Annotated in this window: 26 protein-coding genes; 13 read left to right on the forward strand and 13 right to left on the reverse strand. The window is 25.2% G+C overall.

Going from position 1 to position 19,270, the window contains the following annotated elements; genetic code table 11:
• The 13 genes from IC219_RS19925 to IC219_RS19985 form a co-directional block, all read right to left on the reverse strand.
• Positions 1 to 1,279: hypothetical protein (locus IC219_RS19925; protein WP_227853440.1), on the reverse strand; the 1,279-nt coding region annotated here is incomplete at its 3' end.
• Positions 1,280 to 1,291: 12 nt separating this feature from the next.
• Positions 1,292 to 1,519: a hypothetical protein gene (locus IC219_RS19930; RefSeq protein WP_227831925.1), complete on the reverse strand. Its 228-nt coding sequence runs from the start codon at positions 1,517 to 1,519 to the stop codon at positions 1,292 to 1,294.
• A complete protein-coding gene (locus IC219_RS19935; protein WP_227831926.1) occupies positions 1,482 to 2,966 on the reverse strand; it encodes a hypothetical protein in 1,485 nt (494 codons plus the stop codon). The genes IC219_RS19930 and IC219_RS19935 overlap by 38 nt, the downstream gene beginning before the upstream one ends.
• Positions 2,935 to 4,710: a terminase large subunit gene (locus IC219_RS19940; protein ID WP_227831927.1), complete on the reverse strand. Its 1,776-nt coding sequence runs from the start codon at positions 4,708 to 4,710 to the stop codon at positions 2,935 to 2,937. Before IC219_RS19940 ends, IC219_RS19935 begins: the two co-directional genes overlap by 32 nt.
• Entirely contained in the window at positions 4,700 to 5,527 is an 828-nt protein-coding gene (locus IC219_RS19945) for a hypothetical protein (protein ID WP_227831928.1), read from the reverse strand. Before IC219_RS19945 ends, IC219_RS19940 begins: the two co-directional genes overlap by 11 nt.
• Before the next feature lie 125 nt (positions 5,528 to 5,652).
• Complete coding sequence (locus IC219_RS19950) at positions 5,653 to 6,852, reverse strand: hypothetical protein (protein ID WP_227831929.1); 1,200 nt, start codon at positions 6,850 to 6,852, stop codon at positions 5,653 to 5,655.
• 80 nt (positions 6,853 to 6,932) lie between these two features.
• A complete protein-coding gene (locus IC219_RS19955) occupies positions 6,933 to 7,118 on the reverse strand; it encodes a hypothetical protein (protein WP_227831930.1) in 186 nt (61 codons plus the stop codon).
• A gap of 159 nt (positions 7,119 to 7,277) precedes the next feature.
• Entirely contained in the window at positions 7,278 to 7,556 is a 279-nt protein-coding gene (locus IC219_RS19960; protein ID WP_227825357.1) for an HU family DNA-binding protein, read from the reverse strand.
• 118 nt (positions 7,557 to 7,674) lie between these two features.
• Positions 7,675 to 9,114: a hypothetical protein gene (locus IC219_RS19965; protein WP_227831931.1), complete on the reverse strand. Its 1,440-nt coding sequence runs from the start codon at positions 9,112 to 9,114 to the stop codon at positions 7,675 to 7,677.
• Positions 9,115 to 9,122: 8 nt separating this feature from the next.
• Positions 9,123 to 9,371 carry a hypothetical protein gene (locus IC219_RS19970; protein WP_227825355.1) on the reverse strand — a complete coding sequence of 83 codons (249 nt, stop codon included), beginning with the start codon at positions 9,369 to 9,371 and terminating at the stop codon, positions 9,123 to 9,125.
• 179 nt (positions 9,372 to 9,550) lie between these two features.
• Positions 9,551 to 10,492: a hypothetical protein gene (locus IC219_RS19975; protein WP_227825354.1), complete on the reverse strand. Its 942-nt coding sequence runs from the start codon at positions 10,490 to 10,492 to the stop codon at positions 9,551 to 9,553.
• A gap of 189 nt (positions 10,493 to 10,681) precedes the next feature.
• Positions 10,682 to 10,951, reverse strand: a complete 270-nt coding sequence (locus IC219_RS19980; protein ID WP_227825353.1) for a hypothetical protein — start codon at positions 10,949 to 10,951, stop codon at positions 10,682 to 10,684.
• Positions 10,952 to 10,964: 13 nt separating this feature from the next.
• Positions 10,965 to 11,879, reverse strand: coding sequence for a ParM/StbA family protein (locus IC219_RS19985; protein WP_021383103.1), 915 nt, complete (start codon positions 11,877 to 11,879; stop codon positions 10,965 to 10,967).
• A gap of 1,116 nt (positions 11,880 to 12,995) precedes the next feature.
• Between IC219_RS19985 and IC219_RS19990 the strand changes: the two genes are divergently transcribed.
• The 13 genes from IC219_RS19990 to IC219_RS20050 all read left to right on the forward strand — a co-directional run bounded on the left by IC219_RS19990 (position 12,996) and on the right by IC219_RS20050 (position 19,254).
• Positions 12,996 to 13,139 (forward strand): hypothetical protein, encoded by a 144-nt coding sequence (locus IC219_RS19990; RefSeq protein WP_227831932.1) that lies wholly within the window; start codon positions 12,996 to 12,998, stop codon positions 13,137 to 13,139.
• Positions 13,140 to 13,332: 193 nt separating this feature from the next.
• The gene (locus tag IC219_RS19995; RefSeq protein ID WP_227825351.1) at positions 13,333 to 13,533 is read left to right on the forward strand and encodes an AbrB/MazE/SpoVT family DNA-binding domain-containing protein; all 201 of its coding nucleotides are present in this window, start codon (positions 13,333 to 13,335) and stop codon (positions 13,531 to 13,533) included.
• A gap of 475 nt (positions 13,534 to 14,008) precedes the next feature.
• On the forward strand, positions 14,009 to 14,218 hold the full coding sequence (locus tag IC219_RS20000; RefSeq protein ID WP_227831842.1) for a helix-turn-helix domain-containing protein: 210 nt from the start codon (positions 14,009 to 14,011) through the stop codon (positions 14,216 to 14,218).
• 152 nt (positions 14,219 to 14,370) lie between these two features.
• Complete coding sequence (locus IC219_RS20005) at positions 14,371 to 14,529, forward strand: hypothetical protein (protein ID WP_022620715.1); 159 nt, start codon at positions 14,371 to 14,373, stop codon at positions 14,527 to 14,529.
• Positions 14,530 to 14,733: 204 nt separating this feature from the next.
• Positions 14,734 to 14,922 carry a helix-turn-helix domain-containing protein gene (locus IC219_RS20010; RefSeq protein ID WP_022620714.1) on the forward strand — a complete coding sequence of 63 codons (189 nt, stop codon included), beginning with the start codon at positions 14,734 to 14,736 and terminating at the stop codon, positions 14,920 to 14,922.
• A 128-nt stretch (positions 14,923 to 15,050) separates the two neighbouring features.
• Positions 15,051 to 15,365: a hypothetical protein gene (locus IC219_RS20015; protein ID WP_227831933.1), complete on the forward strand. Its 315-nt coding sequence runs from the start codon at positions 15,051 to 15,053 to the stop codon at positions 15,363 to 15,365.
• Between the two features lie 341 nt (positions 15,366 to 15,706).
• Positions 15,707 to 15,913 (forward strand): helix-turn-helix domain-containing protein, encoded by a 207-nt coding sequence (locus tag IC219_RS20020; protein WP_074145570.1) that lies wholly within the window; start codon positions 15,707 to 15,709, stop codon positions 15,911 to 15,913.
• A gap of 244 nt (positions 15,914 to 16,157) precedes the next feature.
• Positions 16,158 to 16,346, forward strand: a complete 189-nt coding sequence (locus IC219_RS20025) for a helix-turn-helix domain-containing protein (RefSeq protein WP_227821682.1) — start codon at positions 16,158 to 16,160, stop codon at positions 16,344 to 16,346.
• A 484-nt stretch (positions 16,347 to 16,830) separates the two neighbouring features.
• Positions 16,831 to 17,178 carry a hypothetical protein gene (locus IC219_RS20030; protein WP_227831934.1) on the forward strand — a complete coding sequence of 116 codons (348 nt, stop codon included), beginning with the start codon at positions 16,831 to 16,833 and terminating at the stop codon, positions 17,176 to 17,178.
• Positions 17,179 to 17,269: 91 nt separating this feature from the next.
• On the forward strand, positions 17,270 to 17,458 hold the full coding sequence (locus IC219_RS20035; RefSeq protein ID WP_227451018.1) for a hypothetical protein: 189 nt from the start codon (positions 17,270 to 17,272) through the stop codon (positions 17,456 to 17,458).
• Positions 17,459 to 17,741: 283 nt separating this feature from the next.
• Positions 17,742 to 18,002 (forward strand): hypothetical protein, encoded by a 261-nt coding sequence (locus tag IC219_RS20040; RefSeq protein ID WP_219673422.1) that lies wholly within the window; start codon positions 17,742 to 17,744, stop codon positions 18,000 to 18,002.
• Positions 18,003 to 18,079: 77 nt separating this feature from the next.
• Positions 18,080 to 18,310 carry a hypothetical protein gene (locus IC219_RS20045; RefSeq protein ID WP_227825345.1) on the forward strand — a complete coding sequence of 77 codons (231 nt, stop codon included), beginning with the start codon at positions 18,080 to 18,082 and terminating at the stop codon, positions 18,308 to 18,310.
• Positions 18,311 to 18,546: 236 nt separating this feature from the next.
• Complete coding sequence (locus IC219_RS20050) at positions 18,547 to 19,254, forward strand: Fic family protein (protein ID WP_255613067.1); 708 nt, start codon at positions 18,547 to 18,549, stop codon at positions 19,252 to 19,254.
• Positions 19,255 to 19,270: the final 16 nt, after the last annotated feature.

Consider the following 19,270-nt stretch of genomic DNA (forward strand, 5'->3'; position numbering starts at 1 on the left):
ATCCCTTATTAGAATTAAATTGTTTTGTATTTTCTTTCAATTTTGCATAATCAAGTAAACTTAACTCTTTTCTTAGTTCCTCTAAAGATAGCTCTTTGTTTATAGCAGATTCTTTAAAAGTCTTAACTTCATCTTCTGTTAAAGAATTAAACTCTGAGATAATACTAGAAACTTCTACTTTATATTCTTCCATTTCTTTATCGGCCTTGAATTTTCTTAAAACTCCCAACTCTTCAGTTAGATTTTTTATCTCAGTTTCTTTTTCACTAAACTTTTCAAGTACTAATTCTTTTAAAGTATCCTCTTTAGAAAAAGTTTCTATAACTTCTTCTTCTTTTTTCTCTCTCCATTCTTCTATATATGATTTTCTGTTTTCATAATCTAAAACAACATCATCTCCATCTATAGAATATGGTACACCATAATAATTACAATAATTTATATTATCTTCTAATATAGCTATTTTTTCTTCAGGCAGAATAGTTCTTAAATAATATTCTCTTGCTGTGTATCTACCTCCCCAATAAGGGTCTTCAACCTCAACCATCTTATTTTTTAATTGACTATTAATAGAAATATCTATATCTTCTATTGATAATAAATCATTTTTCTTTTTATCCAACACATTTTCCTCCTTCCCTTTAAATGAATACATTTCTTTACAAATATCATAAATTGCTTTTTTATATTTTGAAAAATTACTATATGTATTTATAGATGCCCCCTCAATTCCAGGTGCAACATCATCTCCTAAAATAGTAATTCCTAAAAAACTAAATCTTTTAATATTATAATATCCATCAGTTTTATCAACTTCTCCATCTTCAACTGCTATTTCCATACTCACACTTTTTGACTTTGACTCTGTCAATAATTGATATGCTGAATTTGAATAGTGTTTCCAAATAAGCCCTGTACAATTTAAATATGTCTTTCCATCTTCTTCTGTATAAGTTATTTCAGTATTATTTGGAATCACACCAAGTGGTCTTTCTAAGAATTTATACTCTATAGAATAACCATCATCATCCTTTACAACTTTAGTTATCATATTGTGTTCATCAAAATCTACTGCATTTTCTTCTTCATCATATTTTATATATCCAAGTATTGGTATATCTGATAAAGTTGATTCTGCTTCATTTATAGTTGGTAAATCAAACTTAGTTTTATTTAAATTTTTGCCTTCATGTAAAATTTTTAGTTTTACATTTAATTTTCTATCATCTTCTTCATTAGAAAATGTCTCAAATCCACATGGAATACTAACTACTTTCAACTTTTCACCTCCTTAAATAAACATTACATCGCTAAAACTTATATCTTTAAAATCTGCCTTATTAAAATTAAGTATCTCATCAGGCTTATTTTCAAATAAATAAAATGATTCTTCACCACATTTATTTTCATTAATAAAAGTAAATCCTTTTTTAATTAATTCGTCTTTTTTATCACTTGTAAACGCAATAATAAATCGTTCATTATTTGTTCTCATCTTTTCTATCTGATTTATTTCCATTTGTACCACCATCACCTTTATCTTCATTAGTAGGTCTTCCAGCATCATTATTTGAAAATGTATATGAAGCTTGTTTAACTGGCAACAAATCATCTATTTCCATTAGTTGTTCGGCTTTATATAAATTAGCAATTTCAATTGGCTCTTTTCCAGTACTAGCTAAATATACTAGCCTACTATCTCCTACACTATTTATATTTTCTCTAAGTTGTTGTGATATCTTAGATTGGTTAAAATGAGTTGTACCAACAAAGTAAAGTTGGAATGCTTTAGATGAGTTCTTTTTATTTAATTCATAATTTATCCATGTCTCTATTTCATTTTGAATTCTCATTGGTATTAAACTATCTGCTATAACACCATCTGCAATTGATTCTGTGTTTATTTTATCTGAGTTAAAAAGAGCAGTATTGATTCCAGCATTATCGAATATAAATTCTTTTGCTTCTTTAACATAATCATTAATCTTTGATTTTCCATCACTTAGATTAATCCCCTCCATATCTAGTGGAGTTACTGCTACAGATGTCCCTGCTGGTAAATTAGATTTTATATCATGATAGTATGCACTTAATAAATCAAATGCAACTAATGGTTCATCATTCTTACCATAAGGTACTTTTCCATGTATCAGCTTAATACTTTCAATAATTGCATTAGAACCCTTTAAATCTTTCATATCTTCAAGCTCTAAAATATCATCAAATAAAAAGCTAAAAAATGGTATTCCTTTTGTTGAATCAATATCTATATTAAATGCTACAGCATTATCACTTAATTCATAGTATTTATTTTCTATTAAGTCTTCTTTTTTTAATCTTCCATCATTTAATTTTTTATATGCTTCTTGAACTTCTACTGGAAATGCTGATAAAGTCTTTCTATTTATTTTTCGTAAATCAATACCATATCTTAATACCCCATTTACTTTAGATGTTATTGTGCAATAAGAAGCTGGTATTTGTTGCATCATTATACATTTTAAATCTTCAATTTTATATAGATATATTTCTCCTTGTTCTAATACTTTTTCAGTTATCCAAGGACAAATATGTTTAAGTTGATATTTTTTTAGAAGTGTAGCTGACTTAAAAAAAGAGTTGATATAATCATCTTTATCTTTGAATTTAGAAATATTTGTTGGTATTATATAATGGTCAAATGTATTCATGGTTGAAATCATATTTAGAATTCTTTTATATGTACCAGACGTTTCTTTAAGCAAAAGACTAACCTTTTGTAGTAATTCTACGTTTTTGTAAGGGTCTATCATAGCTTTTCTTACTTGGTCTCTACTTATATTTCTTATCTTGTACATTTCATTTGACAGATTTATAGTATTTTCTATCATTGCATAATTTCTTTGTCTTAATTGTTCATTTAAGTATTTTATTTGGTCTAAAGTATAATCTTTTTTATCTCCTTTGAGTTCTATTATGGTTTCCACCTCCTGACCAGAATGAAATTATTTGTCCATTTTCTTTACTATTTCTCTTTTTTAATTCTATATCCAGTAAATTTGCTAGATAATTTCCATATGCTAAGGAAGAATATCTATCTTTCCTTGCTTTTCCTTTTTCTTTAACTTTAAGCCACTTTTGACCATCATTTTTTACAGTTTCTAAGTTAATTAATTCGTTTACAAGTAAGGTAGTTTGTTTATATGGTAATATCATTCTTGCTTGATCTGTATAATTTTTCTTTGCATATCCAGCTGTACTACTTAACATATCATTAGCCTCTACATCATTTATCGGTAACTTTATTCTATTTTTTAGAAATACATCAAGTAAACCAATTATACAATCATGATTTATTTGTCCATATGCCTTAATCTCAAATATAACTGGATAATTCTCTTTCGTAATAAAATTATTATGTAAATGATTTGTATTAGTGTGAGAAAATGCATTATATTCTTTATTTCTAGCATCATCATAATTAACTCTAAGTAAATCAGATAAAACACTTTGCCCTACTCCTTGAGTGTCTATAACTAAGAAATCTGCTTCAAAATCAAAGAACAATTGCTTTAATCTTATTGCTTGTTTATCTGGCTTCATACCATTATGAGATTCTATATGAACAACCATTCTTTCATAATAATCTTTCTCGGGCAATAATCTCCAGCATGTATATACTGAGTTATCATTATTATCACCTTCTGCAATGGCAATGTCAGCAGAAATTATTCTTAACTCACCTTTTCTTTTTTGTAAATTACACTTAATTTTTCCATTTTTAGCGGATAACACTTCCAAATCTGTTGGAGGATAAAATGGATTTTTTAATGTTCTGCATGGATTTACATAAGATGATTTAAATATTGCATCTTCATTTTCTCCAAAGAAAAGTGATTCCATCTCCATAATCCAAGAAACGGCATCCATTTCTCTTTTCATTTCATCTGCTCTTTCCTTATCAAGTATTCCATGATGAAGAGAAAGTTTATAATTACAATTGAGTACAAATTTATCTCTACCATCTATCATGTCCTTCACATACAGTTTAAATTTGTCATATGCTTCATGCATCCTAAACCATGCACTACTTAAGTACAATTCTTTATTAGGTTCTGGAGGATAATCTTCATATTTTCCATCTTTTTTAAATTTTAGATTTCTACTTACATTTAAAAATGGTTTAAGAATTCTATCTTGTATTTCTTTTTTTACTAATCTAAATTCATCTACAATAAGTATATTAAAACGGAATCCTCTCGATTGCTCGTTTGAGACTATCGCTTCTATAGTGCTTCCATTGTGAAATGTAACTTTGGAGAATTTATTGTTATATTCTATTTTTTTTATCTCTCTAGCTAACATAGGAGATTGTTTTACTAACTCTTTCTCTATTTTCTCCCTTATAATAAGCTCTGCTTGTGATTTAGTAAATGCAGCTATACCAATTTTAGAATTTGGATATAAAACAGCCCTACAACATGCATATACAGCGGCAATCCAGCTCTTTGCAAACCCTCTAGCACATATAAGCATTGCATAATTAACTTTATCAAACATATATATTAAAATACTTTGAACCAAATATAAATTAAGTCCAAAATAATCTATACAAAATCTATGAGGATTTTCTTTATAGAACTTAGTCCATTCAATTATACCTTCTTCAAAAGCTTTAGTTTTATCTGAATTAATCTCATGATTATCTAACTTTCTAGTTTTAGTTATCATTTGGATTGTCCTCACTGGCTAAGTCAAATACTTTTCTCATTTGTCCTATAAACCACTTATTAATATATGTTTTTATTTTATCTACATCTTTGAATTGCTCTGAAGGTTCTCCTATAGGTCTATAATTCTCTATCTTATCAATCCATGTACCCCATGTAATAGTTTCATTTTCTGCTAAACTTGCTTCTTGAATAGGTTTTATATTTGCATCATTCATAAGTTTTGATATTAAGGTATTCATTTTCTCAAACCCTGTAGCATCACCATTTCTTAATGCTTCATCACTCTTTAGTAAACATTTAGAAATTTGTTCTAACAACATTTTTTCAGCAGGTCTTTTACATTGATATGCAATAGAAAACTCATTAAATTTATTCTCTAAAAACATATAATCTTCTTTTTTTAACCCTGCTCCCCATCTTTCAACCATATCATTATTTATTTTTACCTCATTTAATTCAAACCCAGAATTAATCTTATCTTCTATAGAGTTATCAATTGATGTTTTTCCTCTATATTTTGAATTTCTATTAATGATCTTCATGTATTCATCAATAAAATCTTCAATTTTTTTAGCTCTCAATTCACTTGCTAATTTATCATCAAAATAAATATCAAAATTAAGACATGTATGTTTTAGTGCTTTTATATTACTATCATATTTATTTACTAATTTATCAAATATATTTTTAAAACATTCTTTGCACACAGGTAATCTTCCACTATCTAAATATATATAACTATAACTTTTCCAGAAGTATCTTTCTTCATATTTTTCTTGTTTACAACAAGAACATTTTTTCTTATTTACTGCCACATATTATCACCACCATAAAAAAACCACTAGAGAATTAACCCTAGTGGCTAATAGGGAGATTCAGTTCAATTAAGAGCTGAGATAAATCTACAAATATAAACTTAACTCAGCTCTTAATAAATAGCCTATAGTTTACTTAAATTTATATTATAAGTACACAATCTCCCATTTTCATTAAACACCATAAATTTTTGCATTGCATATGAACTTAATCTTAGATTCTTAGCATATGTATCGGTTCCAGAGAAACTTCCATTTACACATATTTCACTTTCTCCAAAACTATCTTCTTTACAATTATGTAGATGAGCCATGAAGATATAATCTGGAATGACTTTTATTAGAGATGTAAGCTTAGGAATTGCAGTTGATATTTTATCTTTATCTCCATGGACTCCTAGACATGTATTTCCACATATTTTGGCTATTATTATATCATTGTCTTGTACATTGTTTTGAAATATAACATTATTTATATTATTAATTCTTAATTTTATGTATTCATCTATTAATAGTGTAAAATTATCTTTATCTAAATTTTCATCTTTCTTTGGAAGAACTCTATCATGATTTCCACCTACTGAATAGACTACAACTTCATTAATTTTCTGAGATAGTTCATATATAAAGCTACTAAGTATTTCAGATACTTCTATAATTTGTTCAACTATATTCTCTCTATTCTCTAACCTTATAGAATTGTGTATATGACCAGAAATTAAGTCTCCAAGTAGCATTATATGTAATTTCTTAATCTTATGTAGCTCACAATATTCTACAATTCTACTTTTTAGATAATTTATTCGTACTTTAAATATTTCAGAGTTATATCTATTAAATGAATTAATTACTTCTAATCCATAATGAATATCCGAAATAAGAATAATAGCTTCTTGGTTTAAAGGCTCATATTTTTTGTAATTATAAGTTTCTAAAAGTGGATTATAATATGAAGTCTCATTTATTTTTTTATTAAATAAATTAATTATATTATCTATCCTTGAATATTCTCTTATTTTTCTATTTACTAAAGCTCTTTCATCTGATATTTGTGCTCTAATCTTTTTTAATTCTAATATCTTTTCTTCTATATCATTTAACTTTTCTTCATTGAAATATTTTGGAACACTTGAATTAATATAATCATATGCTTCTTTCAAGCCATAGGATGTTTTTCTACAATGATCTGGTGAACATTCTAATCCCAATAATTCAACTATTTCTCCCCAATCTAAGTCTAATTCTTTATTAACTTTTGCTAGTCGAATTCTGAATCTATAATCATCTAATGTTTCTTTTTCTTTTCTTTTTAATATATCTTCCATATTTAATATCTCCCTATTTTATTAAATAAATATCATTATCAATATATTAGTAAAAAAATAAATAGTCTAAGATTAGGTTCTTAGACTATTGTTTCACTCAATCTAATTGTTATATTTAAATCTGTATCACCAGAATATTTATCTAAAACATCACTAAGTAATACCTCATGATCTCCATCTTTTAAATGTTCTACAATCTTTATTGCTCCATCTTCTTCTTTTACTATTTCACATTTTTCTAAAACAGTTCCTTTATTATTTTTCATAAATATCTTCCTTAAATTTATTTTTTATATGTTTCTATTATAAAATCTACTGGGAATTATTCATTTGCCAGAGTTTAAATCAATTATAAAAATTATTTAAATTAAGGAGCTAGATAAGCCTCTAACTCCTATTATATTAAGTATATATAGTACTATACATTATTTTACTGCATCTTTTAAGGATTTAACTGCTTTTAATTTAGGTATTATCTTATCTTCTGATTTCCAAAGCTTTTTAGTTCCATTTTCAAGGGTTATTTCACCCTCTCTACCTTTTTGTACCTTAGTTAAATATTTTACTCCCATAAGAGTCAACTCATCACCGCTTTTTAATACTTCATTTCTTTTTTCTTCTATCACATCAAGTATTTCTCTTGCTTTTATCTGTGATATCTCTAGCCCTTCTGCTATTATTTTTATAAATTCTTTAGTCTTCATATTTCCAATCTCCCTTTTTCATGTAATTTTCATTTGATAATAAGAGGTCTTATTTTTATCCCCTTACACTATTAATATGTTTTAAACAAGCATTTTCTTAACCACTTTTCCCCACCAACTAGTTGCAATTCTTACAGTTTGACCTATATCCTTTTTTCCCATTCTTATCGAATTTAGATAATAATTTGATTTCCCCACATCTACTACACTTCTTGTACTTTCCTTTGCAAACAGACATATAATAGTAATTTTCTTCATACTCTTTTTCATAAGTACTAATTATTTTATTTACTATTTTATCAATTTGTTTGCTTACTGCTGGAGAAGTTATATTCATAATATCAGAAATATACTCCAAAGATTTATCTCTCCTATACATGCTTAATATATCTATTTGTATTTTAGTAAATTCAATCTTGGAAATAATGTTATTTAAATCCATAACAATACATGATAAATCATCCTGTAAATCATTTCCTTTCTGAACTCTTAAAAGTTCTTTGACATGGGTTTTATCAAACATATTTAAATAATTCCAATCAGGGTTACCAGAGTCTTTTAATGGTGCCTTCCAAACAATAGGTCTTTCTATTGAATTTTTAGCATCAATCATGTCATTTTTTAATAATTTCAAATTCTTTCTAACTACCCTTTTTATCTTCAAGTCTTCCTTATTTAATTCTCTATCTCCTAGTTCCTTATATTTGCTTTTATACCATTCATAAGTATCTGAATACATTTTTAACATAGGATATTTTTTAATATCTTTAGATTTTATTTTAATATCTTTTATTTTTTTATAGTTTTTGGGTATCTGGAAAATTGCAAATGAATTATCTTCTTTGAGTTCATCTTTATTTGAAGCTTTTGAATATGTATTTTCACCATTGACTGTAGCTATTTTATTTAGAAGAGCCTCTTCTTGACATGCTCTTTTGAAAAGTTCTTTTGAATTGTACATTTTTATTTTAGTTTCTTTACTTTTATCATCTACTGCTAATATGTAACTAGCTAATATTTCTAAGCTTTTAGCTATATTTGATGTTGAATATGTGCTATCATTTTTATTTAATATTAATTTAACTTTAGAAGTATCATTATTGTTATAATCCCATGTTCCTTCACTACTACTAAATGGATTAACTGCACCTACATATTCAGTTGGACTTATATCTTTTAATTTACACCACTTAATAAATCTCTTATACTCCATTGCTACTTCTTCACCATTTTTGTCTACATAATATATACCATCTTTATTTAAAGGGCTATCTGAAGTTTGTTCAAATATTTCTTCCCAAAATTCATTATTAAACTGTTTTTTCTCTTGATACTTTACTTTTGTAATAACCTCTTCGTTTCTTTTTGAAACAAAATTATAGTATTTATCTGTATAACTTCTACTTACTTCTTCAAACCAAGTATGTTTAATTTCTAATATTTCTTCTACATACGTAATTCTATCTTCACAATCACCTATACTATAATCCAAATTCTTTATGTAATCTTGGACATATCTACCATTTATATTTTCATAAAAATTGTTATTATTGTACATTAAAAAGATTATATCTCCCTTCCTTGTAATCTGTCATTATAATTTGTATCATCATAATCCCATAGCTCATCTTTGAAATCTTCTTCGTGTTTTCTATTAATTATTTCATATGAAGATCTTTGGCTTAATTCATAGTATCTATCTATTTCACCTTCATATTCTTCATCAAAAATCTTATATGTATTTCTATGTATACTTGTTTTTTCTATCTCGCATAAATCTTCTAAGTACATTACCTTTAATTCTTCTTTTTTCATATTTCACCTTTATCTTGCTAACAATATTAAATGTTATTATCTATAAGTAACATTTTTATGCCAGTTTTTTGTATTTTAGTCACATTTCTATGCCACCTATAAATTTTATTTTTCAGCTGTTTTTACTGAACTTTTTCAATTTTTTAAGGTTTATTACCTCTTATATCTTAGAAACTTATTTAGAAAAAGCATAAATTAATTGTTCTTTTAGCAATGTTTAAATTATTACCTCTCCAAACAACATAAGGATTTATAATAAAGTAATCCATACTTTTATAAGTTCCTTCTACTATTACATATTTAAAAACATAAAACCTATTTTCATCTAACTTTATATAAAATTTTAGCAATTCTTTTTTAAATCTATTCATATCTTGTTTTATTGTACTAACATTTAATAATTCACAAATTGTGTGTAAACTCATTTTTTCTAATTTTGATATATCTAATTCATTTGGATTTAAACATAATATATTACTTTCGAAATGTATATATGGTATGAGTTGATATATATAGCTTAATTGTTTATGTTGTCTTGGAGTGCTGTGTTCATAGAGGAACCTACTTGTGTTTATATATATTCTTGTATAGTCTTTATCTTTAAATTTAGAAATGCCTTTTGTAAAATACTCTGTACTTATATAAAATTTTCCATTACTTTCATATAATAAATTGTTTTTCTTTACATCTGTTAGAAACTCTCTAAATGCTCTGTCTTTAAGATTTAATATTTCTCTCATATTCTTTCTATCTATAGGGACTATTTCTTTATGTTTAGAATATTTCACTAATAAGTTTTCTTCTCCTGTATTGTAATTTAAATATGTTGTAAGATATATTAATCTACTGATATTTGCTCTACTTATACTTATTTCATTAAATAACAATTCATTTTTCACATAAGCACAGAATACAAAGCCCCCTAGCTTAAAATTGTAAGATGGTAATTCTTTTTTATTATTCATAATAGCTTTTTGCTCTGGTGTAAAACATACTTTTCTTTTGTTAATCTCGACTATTTCGCCTCTTTTCATTCCTCGATGTTCTACTATTTCTCCAGTTCTATTGTCTGTTACAATTACACTTTTTACAAATTCATTACCTTTATTTATAAGTATCACACCCTTCCTCTTTATTTATTAATCTAATACAATGTTGATATAAAACTATGTTAAAATTATTATAAATTAAAGCTTCATGAATAATAATATCTTTGTTTATAGTATATTTTCATTATAACATATAAACTCTCCGTTCTCAAGCATCTTGTTAAATATCTACTCCTTAAATTAAAGAGCAGATATTTGTCATTAATCTGGCATATTATTAAATATATTTTTAATAATTGGATTTTCTTTTTTTATAATTTTCTCTTCTGTAATTGAAACTTCTTTATTATCTTTAAATGTACTATTGCCTAAACATTGTTTTAATAATTTATTTTCTTCTAATAAATTTTTCCATTCTAATATAATTCTTTCTAAGGCTGTGTTTCTACTACTTATTTTTCTATCATTCTGATATCTTTCTATTTCATCAAATATATCTTCTTCCAAATAAAAGCTAGATGATTTCTTCATATTTATATCACTCCTAGAATTGTTCGATACCCACTTCAAATAAGCCTTTAGAAGTTGCCATTTGAGCATCTTCAGATACTTTAAATCTATTATCAAATTTCATATGCAATGCAGTACCACCAGATACATATACATCCATTTCATCAATGTTCTTCCATTTAGAGGCAATTCTTTGAGCAGTGCTTTCAGAAGCCATTATATAAGCAACCTTTTTAAGTTCATCATAATCATTAGAACTATCTATTTCATTAAGTTCTCTTATTATGCCTCTATCCTTTAGTTGCTTCTGAACCATTGTTAATGCATCCTGATTTCCAGCTTCTAATGTATCAGATAGTTTATCGTTAAATACAAATCCTTTTTCAAAGAAAGACATCTCAGTACTTCTAAAACCTATTGAAACCATACCAACAGCCTTATCTTCATTTACTTTTCCTTCTAATGTATGAAATAATGCAGCATCTCCTTCTCTAAAAATTGATATATCAGATATTTTTATTTCTTTGTGTCCACCTTTTATTTTATCTTTTACTTTAAATGTTTTACCTTTATATGTATCTATTACTTCTTTTAATGTAGTTTTTCTAAATGATTTATATGGAACACCCATCATTATTTTTACTTCATCAGCTACAGCTATTTCATTAAGAGCGGCTGCAACTAATATTCTCATTGTAAAAGATGTTTTTGAATCATCAGAATTTCTAATAGGAGTTATACTTTCTTTTTCTGCTAGAGATCCTACAAAGTAACTAACACTTTCAAAATCTATATATATAGGGTCTGTATATTTTTCAAAATCTATATTTCTGCCATCGCCAAATACAGATTTAAATAAACATTCTTTAACCATACCATTATACTTACTAAATCCTTTTACATAACCTCTTCCTATATCTAACCCTATAACTTGGTAATTTTCTTCCATTTTAATTCCTCCTAAGTAAATATTTGCTAATTATATTATATCATATAATTAATTAATATTTGAATTAATTATAAACAAAAATTCAACTATAAATTGACATTTTTTGTTTTTAAGTTTAAATTAGAACTTATTTTAATTCATTTTTAGTTTAAATATACACTATTACATTTACATAAACTTTTATTAGTTTATATTTAACTTGTTTTTAGTTTAAATATAGTTTATTTTTTCCATAGTATTTAAGTCTATTTTTCATGATTATTTACAATGTAATAGTAAACTTTTAATACTCTTTTGAAATTCATTTTCTTACAGACAATGCTTTGATATAGTAGAGTAAATTATCCTGTATATCTAAAGTTATTACTTATAATATTATTTCTATTTATTCTAGTAGTTTTTATAATAATCAATACATACATTTCTATTTTATATTTTCTATATTAAAACTTAATTTTAGAATAAGAAGTTTCAATAAAAAGATTTTATGTGTTTTAATTTTGCATGCAATCTATGGAGTCATTTCTTCTGTAAAGTCGTCTGTAATTTATATAAATATTTAAATGTGGAAATGAAAGAACTAGTCGAAAATTTTCACTGACAACACAAAGCCTTTCCTAAAAATACCCCTATGCTATTTTTACTTTACTTTATTAATTAAAATCATATAAATATTATTTTTTTAAATAAAATATTACTTTTCACTAAACTTTTAAGCAACACTATTATATATAGCATAAAACAAACTATTCTATGCCATTTTTATATATACCAGCATTTCCAACTTTTACAATAACATATTATATATTTTCGTCAGCAATACGTCAGTTAATAATATAATTTATGATATATTTTAGTACATACCATTGTATAATTAAACGTTTTACTTTTTATAATTATTTTTTTCAGTCACTTATAAATTTTTAATTATGGATAGGTAAGCCTTTTAAATAAACATGATAAACAATATTTTTTAATGAGTAGAATTTTTATGATATTACAAGGATTGAAGTTGCAAATATGATAAGAAAAAACAAAAAAAATAACTTTATTTTCCATTTTTATATTGACTTTAGTCATCACGACATATATAATATAATTATAGGAGGTGATGAGATGTCACAAAAACTTGAAAAGTTCGCCAAGATACTTGACGAACTTAACAACTTAATCGAGAAGCTTAATAAAATGGTTACCTCAACTATTAAACTTCTTGTTAAAATAGTTGCATTAATAACATTATTAAACAAACTATTTTAATTCTTTACTAGAAGGTAGTTCAGACCTACCTTCTAGTAACTAAATTATATCATTTTTGTGACTAATTATACAATGAAAAATAAAATATTGAAACTTTTTCTAAATATTACAAAGTTATTAATAAAAATTATATTTTTAATATTAATTATATATATATTCATTAAAATAAATAAATAATAAAGGAGTTTTTAAAATGGATAATAAAAGAAAATTAAACATGTCGTTTTCAAAAAGTGGTTCAGGCTCAATGTATACAAGGATAAGTTTACCTATTACATGGGTTCGTGATATGGGATTAACTCAAGAGGACAAAACTGTTGTAGTTGAATATGACGAACACAATCAAACTATAACAATTAAAAAATATGATGAGTTTGCAGACAATGAACTTTAATTACTAAGGTAGTGGATTGTATAATCTACTACCTTTTTTAGTTGTTTTAACAGTTAGAACAACTCTCCTATAACATTTTCTATAATTCAACTTGCAATATTATAGTAGTTAATGGTATAATAAACTTGTCCCAAAATTTAACAGAAAGGAGGTACAATAATGTGGGTAAGCATAGTAGACGTATCAACAAAGTTTTATTGTTAAAGAATGTTCTCATTACCATCTTTAACATAGCGAGTGTATTAAGCTCTTTAATAACTATCTATTGTTTTATTAATAAGTAAAACAATAAGCCTATACAAGAGGTCGCACTCTCTTGTATGGGTGATACGTCTATTATATATTATAACACATTTAAACAAGCTATGAAAAGAGATACAAAGACATGTATATTATATGGTATTGGTTGTTTAATAGTTATTATTGCATTAATAATAAACATTAAACGTTTATTTTAGGAGGTGGGTACTGATTAATGAAACTAGATTTATTAAAACAATATAGACTTGAAAGAGGACTAACACAACAACAGTTGTCTACTTATATTAATATGTCATATCGAACTTACTCAAGTAAGGAAAGTGGTAAGAATCCTTTTTATATTGGAGATTTAGAAAAGATATTTGATGTATTGAATTTAAGTGATGAAGAAATATTAAGTTTGTTAGATAGAAAAAATGTATAGTATAACACTCAATAGACTAGGTTGTAACATATCTAGTCTATTTTTATATCTAATTCGTATTTTTATATTAACTAATTTTATTTCGTGTATTATAATAGACTTAAGATAAGAATTAATCTTATCTATACAACTTAATATTAGGGGGTGACGTTATGAGAATAACAAAAGACAAAATAAAAGAGCTTATCGAGTTGGTAGGACAACTTGAAAAGCTCCTTGTCCAAGTATTTAAATCACTTGAACATATTTTGATTGTTTTATGTTCTTGTATCGGTTGGTTATTAATACTTATCTACATAATTAAACATTAATAGCCAATACAATATACCTATATAGATATATTTTTATAGGTATATTGTAACACACCTAATATCAAAAGTAAATGAGGTGATTATATGAGTCAACATATTAAAACTACTATACAAATAGTAAAGATACTAGGTTTATTGTTCTTCTTATATTTTGCACTTAAAGCAATGTATATTGTTTATTTTTAAAATTAATGAGGTGATAATATGAAAATTAATAAGTTAAAAGATTTAAGAACATCTAAGAAAATTACACAGTATGATATGAGCCAAATGTTGGGAATAAAAGAAAGAACTTATCAGAATAAAGAAAATGGTAAAACATCATTTACGATTGAAGAATTTGAAAAGATATATAAATATTTAGATATAAACCCTTTAGAATTACTTGATTAGAATAGATATATAATAAATTTAAAAGAGCTACTTGACATATAGTAGTTCTTTTTTTGTATAAATTATCCACAGGAATCCATGTTATAATATTAAAACATAACTAAAATATACAGAAAAGAGGGTTAAGTATGGATACTGGTATAATCAATTTATTAGAAGAATTAAAAACTGATATTAAAGAAATTAAAACCTCACAAAATAAAATAAGTACAGATATTATTGAATTAAAAAGTAATCAAAATAAAATAGTAAATCAAATTGACTTATTGAAACTTGTTCAAAGTACTAGTAATTCAGATGATAGTATTAGTATGAAATCAGTTGAAACGGCTATATTAAAAATGGAAAGTAATACAAATAAATTCAATAATAAGTTATCTATTTTAGAAAGTATAATTATAAATAATTGGAAGGAACTTCTTGAACTTAAAGGCTTTGAATAATAAGCAATTTTTTACTTGCATTTTTTTACTTATAATAGTATAATATAGTTAAAGTAGTATTAAGTACTACCTTATACAATTTAATATTGGGGGTGTCTTAAATGATAACTAAAGACAAAATAAAAGAGCTAATCGAGTTGTGACACCAACTTGAAAAGCTCATAGTACAAGTGTTTAAATCACTTGAACAAATAGTTTTTGCTTTAATTTCATTTATAGGCTTGTTGTACATATTAATAAATATGATTAATAACTAATAACAAGCCACAATATACCTGTAAGTAGTATAATTATGGGTATATTGTAACACACCCAATATTAAAATTTCAAGAGGTGATATAATGAAACTTAATAAGTTAAAAGAATTAAGAGAACAAAAGGGTTATACTCAACAAACATTAAGTACTAAAATGGGTATGAGCATAAGAGCATATGCTTATAAGGAAAATGGTCATAGAGATTTTTCAGTTGAAGAACTAGAACAAATACTATATTATTTAGATATAAATGCAAATGAATTATTAGAACCACATAGAAAAATAGACTAGTTTATAGCTAGTCTATTTTATTAGAACAACGTATTGTACAAGCCATTTAAATCCATTCTAAGTATGTTTCAATATGCTCACCTCATGTTTTATACCTTTAGTTTTTAAAATAGAATATAAAAAATAAGCTAAAATATATAATTCTAATTTATAGTAATTTGTTTATTCTTACAATATTGTCAAATTTGACAAAATACTATTCTTAAAATATTATATAATATATGTAGTGAAAAGGAGTGATAAAATGAAACTTGATAAATTAAAAGAATTAAGAGAACAAAAAGGTTATACGCAATTAGAGTTTTCTCTTTTAATAGATATAAATTACAAAACGTATAATAGAAAAGAACAAGGTAAAACAGATTTTACTGTAACTGAGTTAGAAAAAATATATAAAATTTTAGATGTGAACCCATTGGAATTACTTGATTAGTCTATTAATTCCATTATTTTTTAAAAATAAATCTTAAAAATGACTTGTCAAAAATGAGACAACATCGTATAATTAAATCATAGCAAGAGAGAACAAAGAAAACACAAAGCCACCTTTCAAAGAAGTAATAGGCAAGGAATCTTCTTAAAACTCTAGCTGTAAATAATATTAAGTAAGTGAATAAAATTAATAAAAGTTTCCAGTTAAAGCCTATAAAAAATTGAGGTATCAATCAATTAAATTGCTTCTAAAATGGTACTCAATACAATTTAATATGACATAGTAGTTGTGGAATACTACATTATCAAAAACACTAAAGATTAAGCATTAAAATTATAGTTTGTACTGCTTAACACCTACATGGTTATAAACTATCTAATATTTACTAAGATAATTTAGACTATTTATATTAGATTATTTTAGTAAGTGCTAGAATATAACACTTAGAATTATGTTATAATAATATAATAGGAGCGTGGTCGTGATGGATGAAAAAATATTAGCGTTGTTAAATGAAATGAACAATAATATTACAAGTATGCAACAAGACATTACAGGTATGAAACAAGACATTACAGATTTAAAAGTTGGACAAGTTGAAACTAATAATAGGCTTGATAGTATTGAGAAGAAACAAGATACATTATATAATCAATCTGCTAAAACTGCTGAAGAAATAACTTATATTAAAGATAACTTTGATGTGGTTGACATTAAGTTAAATGCAATAGAAACTAGAGTAATTACGATTAATAGAAAATTAAATGGAGCAACAGACCAGGTCGCTAGAAACATGGAACAGTTAGAAGAAATAAAAATAAAATTACAATAGTACATAAAAAGACACTTGAATTATTGAGTGTCTTTTCTATAACTCTTTAATGTGATATTATTAAACAATAATATCATTGGAGGTATAGCGAATGTATGAACAGAGAAAAGCAAAAGTAATATTTAATAAAAGTGGCGGAAACTCTAGTGAAAACTCTTATACAAATAGAGTTACAATTCCTACAACATGGATAAAACACATGGATATTACCAAATTAGATAGAGAAGTTATATTGACTTTTGATGGAAATAGAATAATAATAGAAAAAATTGACGAGTAGATGTAAAAATCTACTCAAAAAAACACTTGATTATTCGTAACGAAGGTATTATAATTAAGATATCAAAACAAATAAAAATTTTTAATCAATTATTCGTAACGAGATTATAAAAAGGAGGGCATAATAGTACCTTGAAAACTTAATATGACATAGCAGTTGTGAAGTACTGCGTTATCAAAAACACATCAAGTATTTAGTAAAATAATTTACGGATTGTTTTATTAAGTACTTGAATATAGTACTTAATATTATGTTATAATAATAAAATAGGAGTGTGAACGGCATGGATGAAAAAATATTAGAGTTATTACAGGAAATGCAAAGTAGATTTGACAGTATTGACAATCAACTTATTGACCTAAAAGAAGGACAAGAAGAAATTAAGAATAAACTAGACTTAACTTATAACCAAGTTGCTAGAAACATGGAAGGTATAACAGAAGCTAGTGAAAAAATAGACTCTCTAAAAAGTGACATAAACTTTGTAGAAATAGCCACATCTAAAAATTGGAATGAAATAGCTAAACTTAAGGCAATTAAATAGTAGTACATAAAAAGACATCTTAAAATTAAGGTGTCTTTTCTATTATGAAATATTATTTGTCAACTGGAGGTGCGTAAATGAATCGTTGTGATAAGTTATCAATATTAAATCAATTAGAATACATAGAAAAAGACATTAATGCAAGAAATGAAATTATTGAGAAATTTAAAGACTTATTGGTTAAATATCCAAAGAGCAGAGATATAAGAAGATATATAAAACAACAAACTCAATTTTTAAATGGTATTATATATGTATATGATAATTTAGATATTCTAAAGAATATGGTAAATAATGAGATAAGGTGAGAACATTACTAGATATAATATCTAATGAATGTAAAAAGGAACTCTATATCTCGTAAGTATAGAATTCCTAAAAAATTAATTCATTATGTGATTGAATGATTGAGAAAAGAATAATAGTATTTTTTTCTCAATTAAATATCATTACTAACAAATAAAGTTCAAAAGATAGTGTAAAAGATAATACTTTTTGTTAATATTATTAATATAAAATAAAGTAAAAAATGGAGATGAATATATTGATTGAAAATAAGTTTATAGAAAAATTAAAATATACTAAAAACATACCAAATGCTTTATATAAAGACTTAAGGCATAATTTTTTATTTCATTCAAATAAAATAGAAGGAAGTACGTTCACAAGTGAAAGTTTGCAAGATTTAATTGAGTACAACATTGTAAAAGGTGACCATACTTTAGATGATGTTATAACAACAGTAAATTCAAGTTATGTATTTGAAACTGTAATAGATACTTTAGGAGAATGTTTGACAGAAAAGTATATAAAAGATTTACATGGTCAACTTATGTATAACTCAAGTATCCATAATATGGGACTATCTGGTGTATATAAAAAAATACCAAATAGAATAATAGGAACTAATAGTGTATTAGCCCAACCATTTGAAGTAGAACCAAAGATGTTAAAACTTATTGAATGGTATAATAATTTAAAAGATATTACAGTAAAAGATTTAGTAGAATTTCATTATAGATTTGAAATCATTCATCCTTTTCAAGATGGTAATGGAAGAATAGGAAGATTTATATTACTTAAACAAATACTTGAGAATAATTTGAAATTAATTATAGTATCAAGTGATACTGTAGATGATTATAGACACGCTTTAAAAAGTTGTTCTAATGAATATTATAGACCTTTAGAACAATATTTTGAAAGTTTAGATGACTACAAAGAAAAAAATAAAGATTTGTGGAACTTTTAACCCATAATTAAACAAA

The sequence above is a fragment of the Clostridioides sp. ES-W-0018-02 genome (assembly GCF_020658175.1).
In the GTDB taxonomy this organism is placed as follows: Bacteria; Bacillota; Clostridia; order Peptostreptococcales; family Peptostreptococcaceae; genus Clostridioides.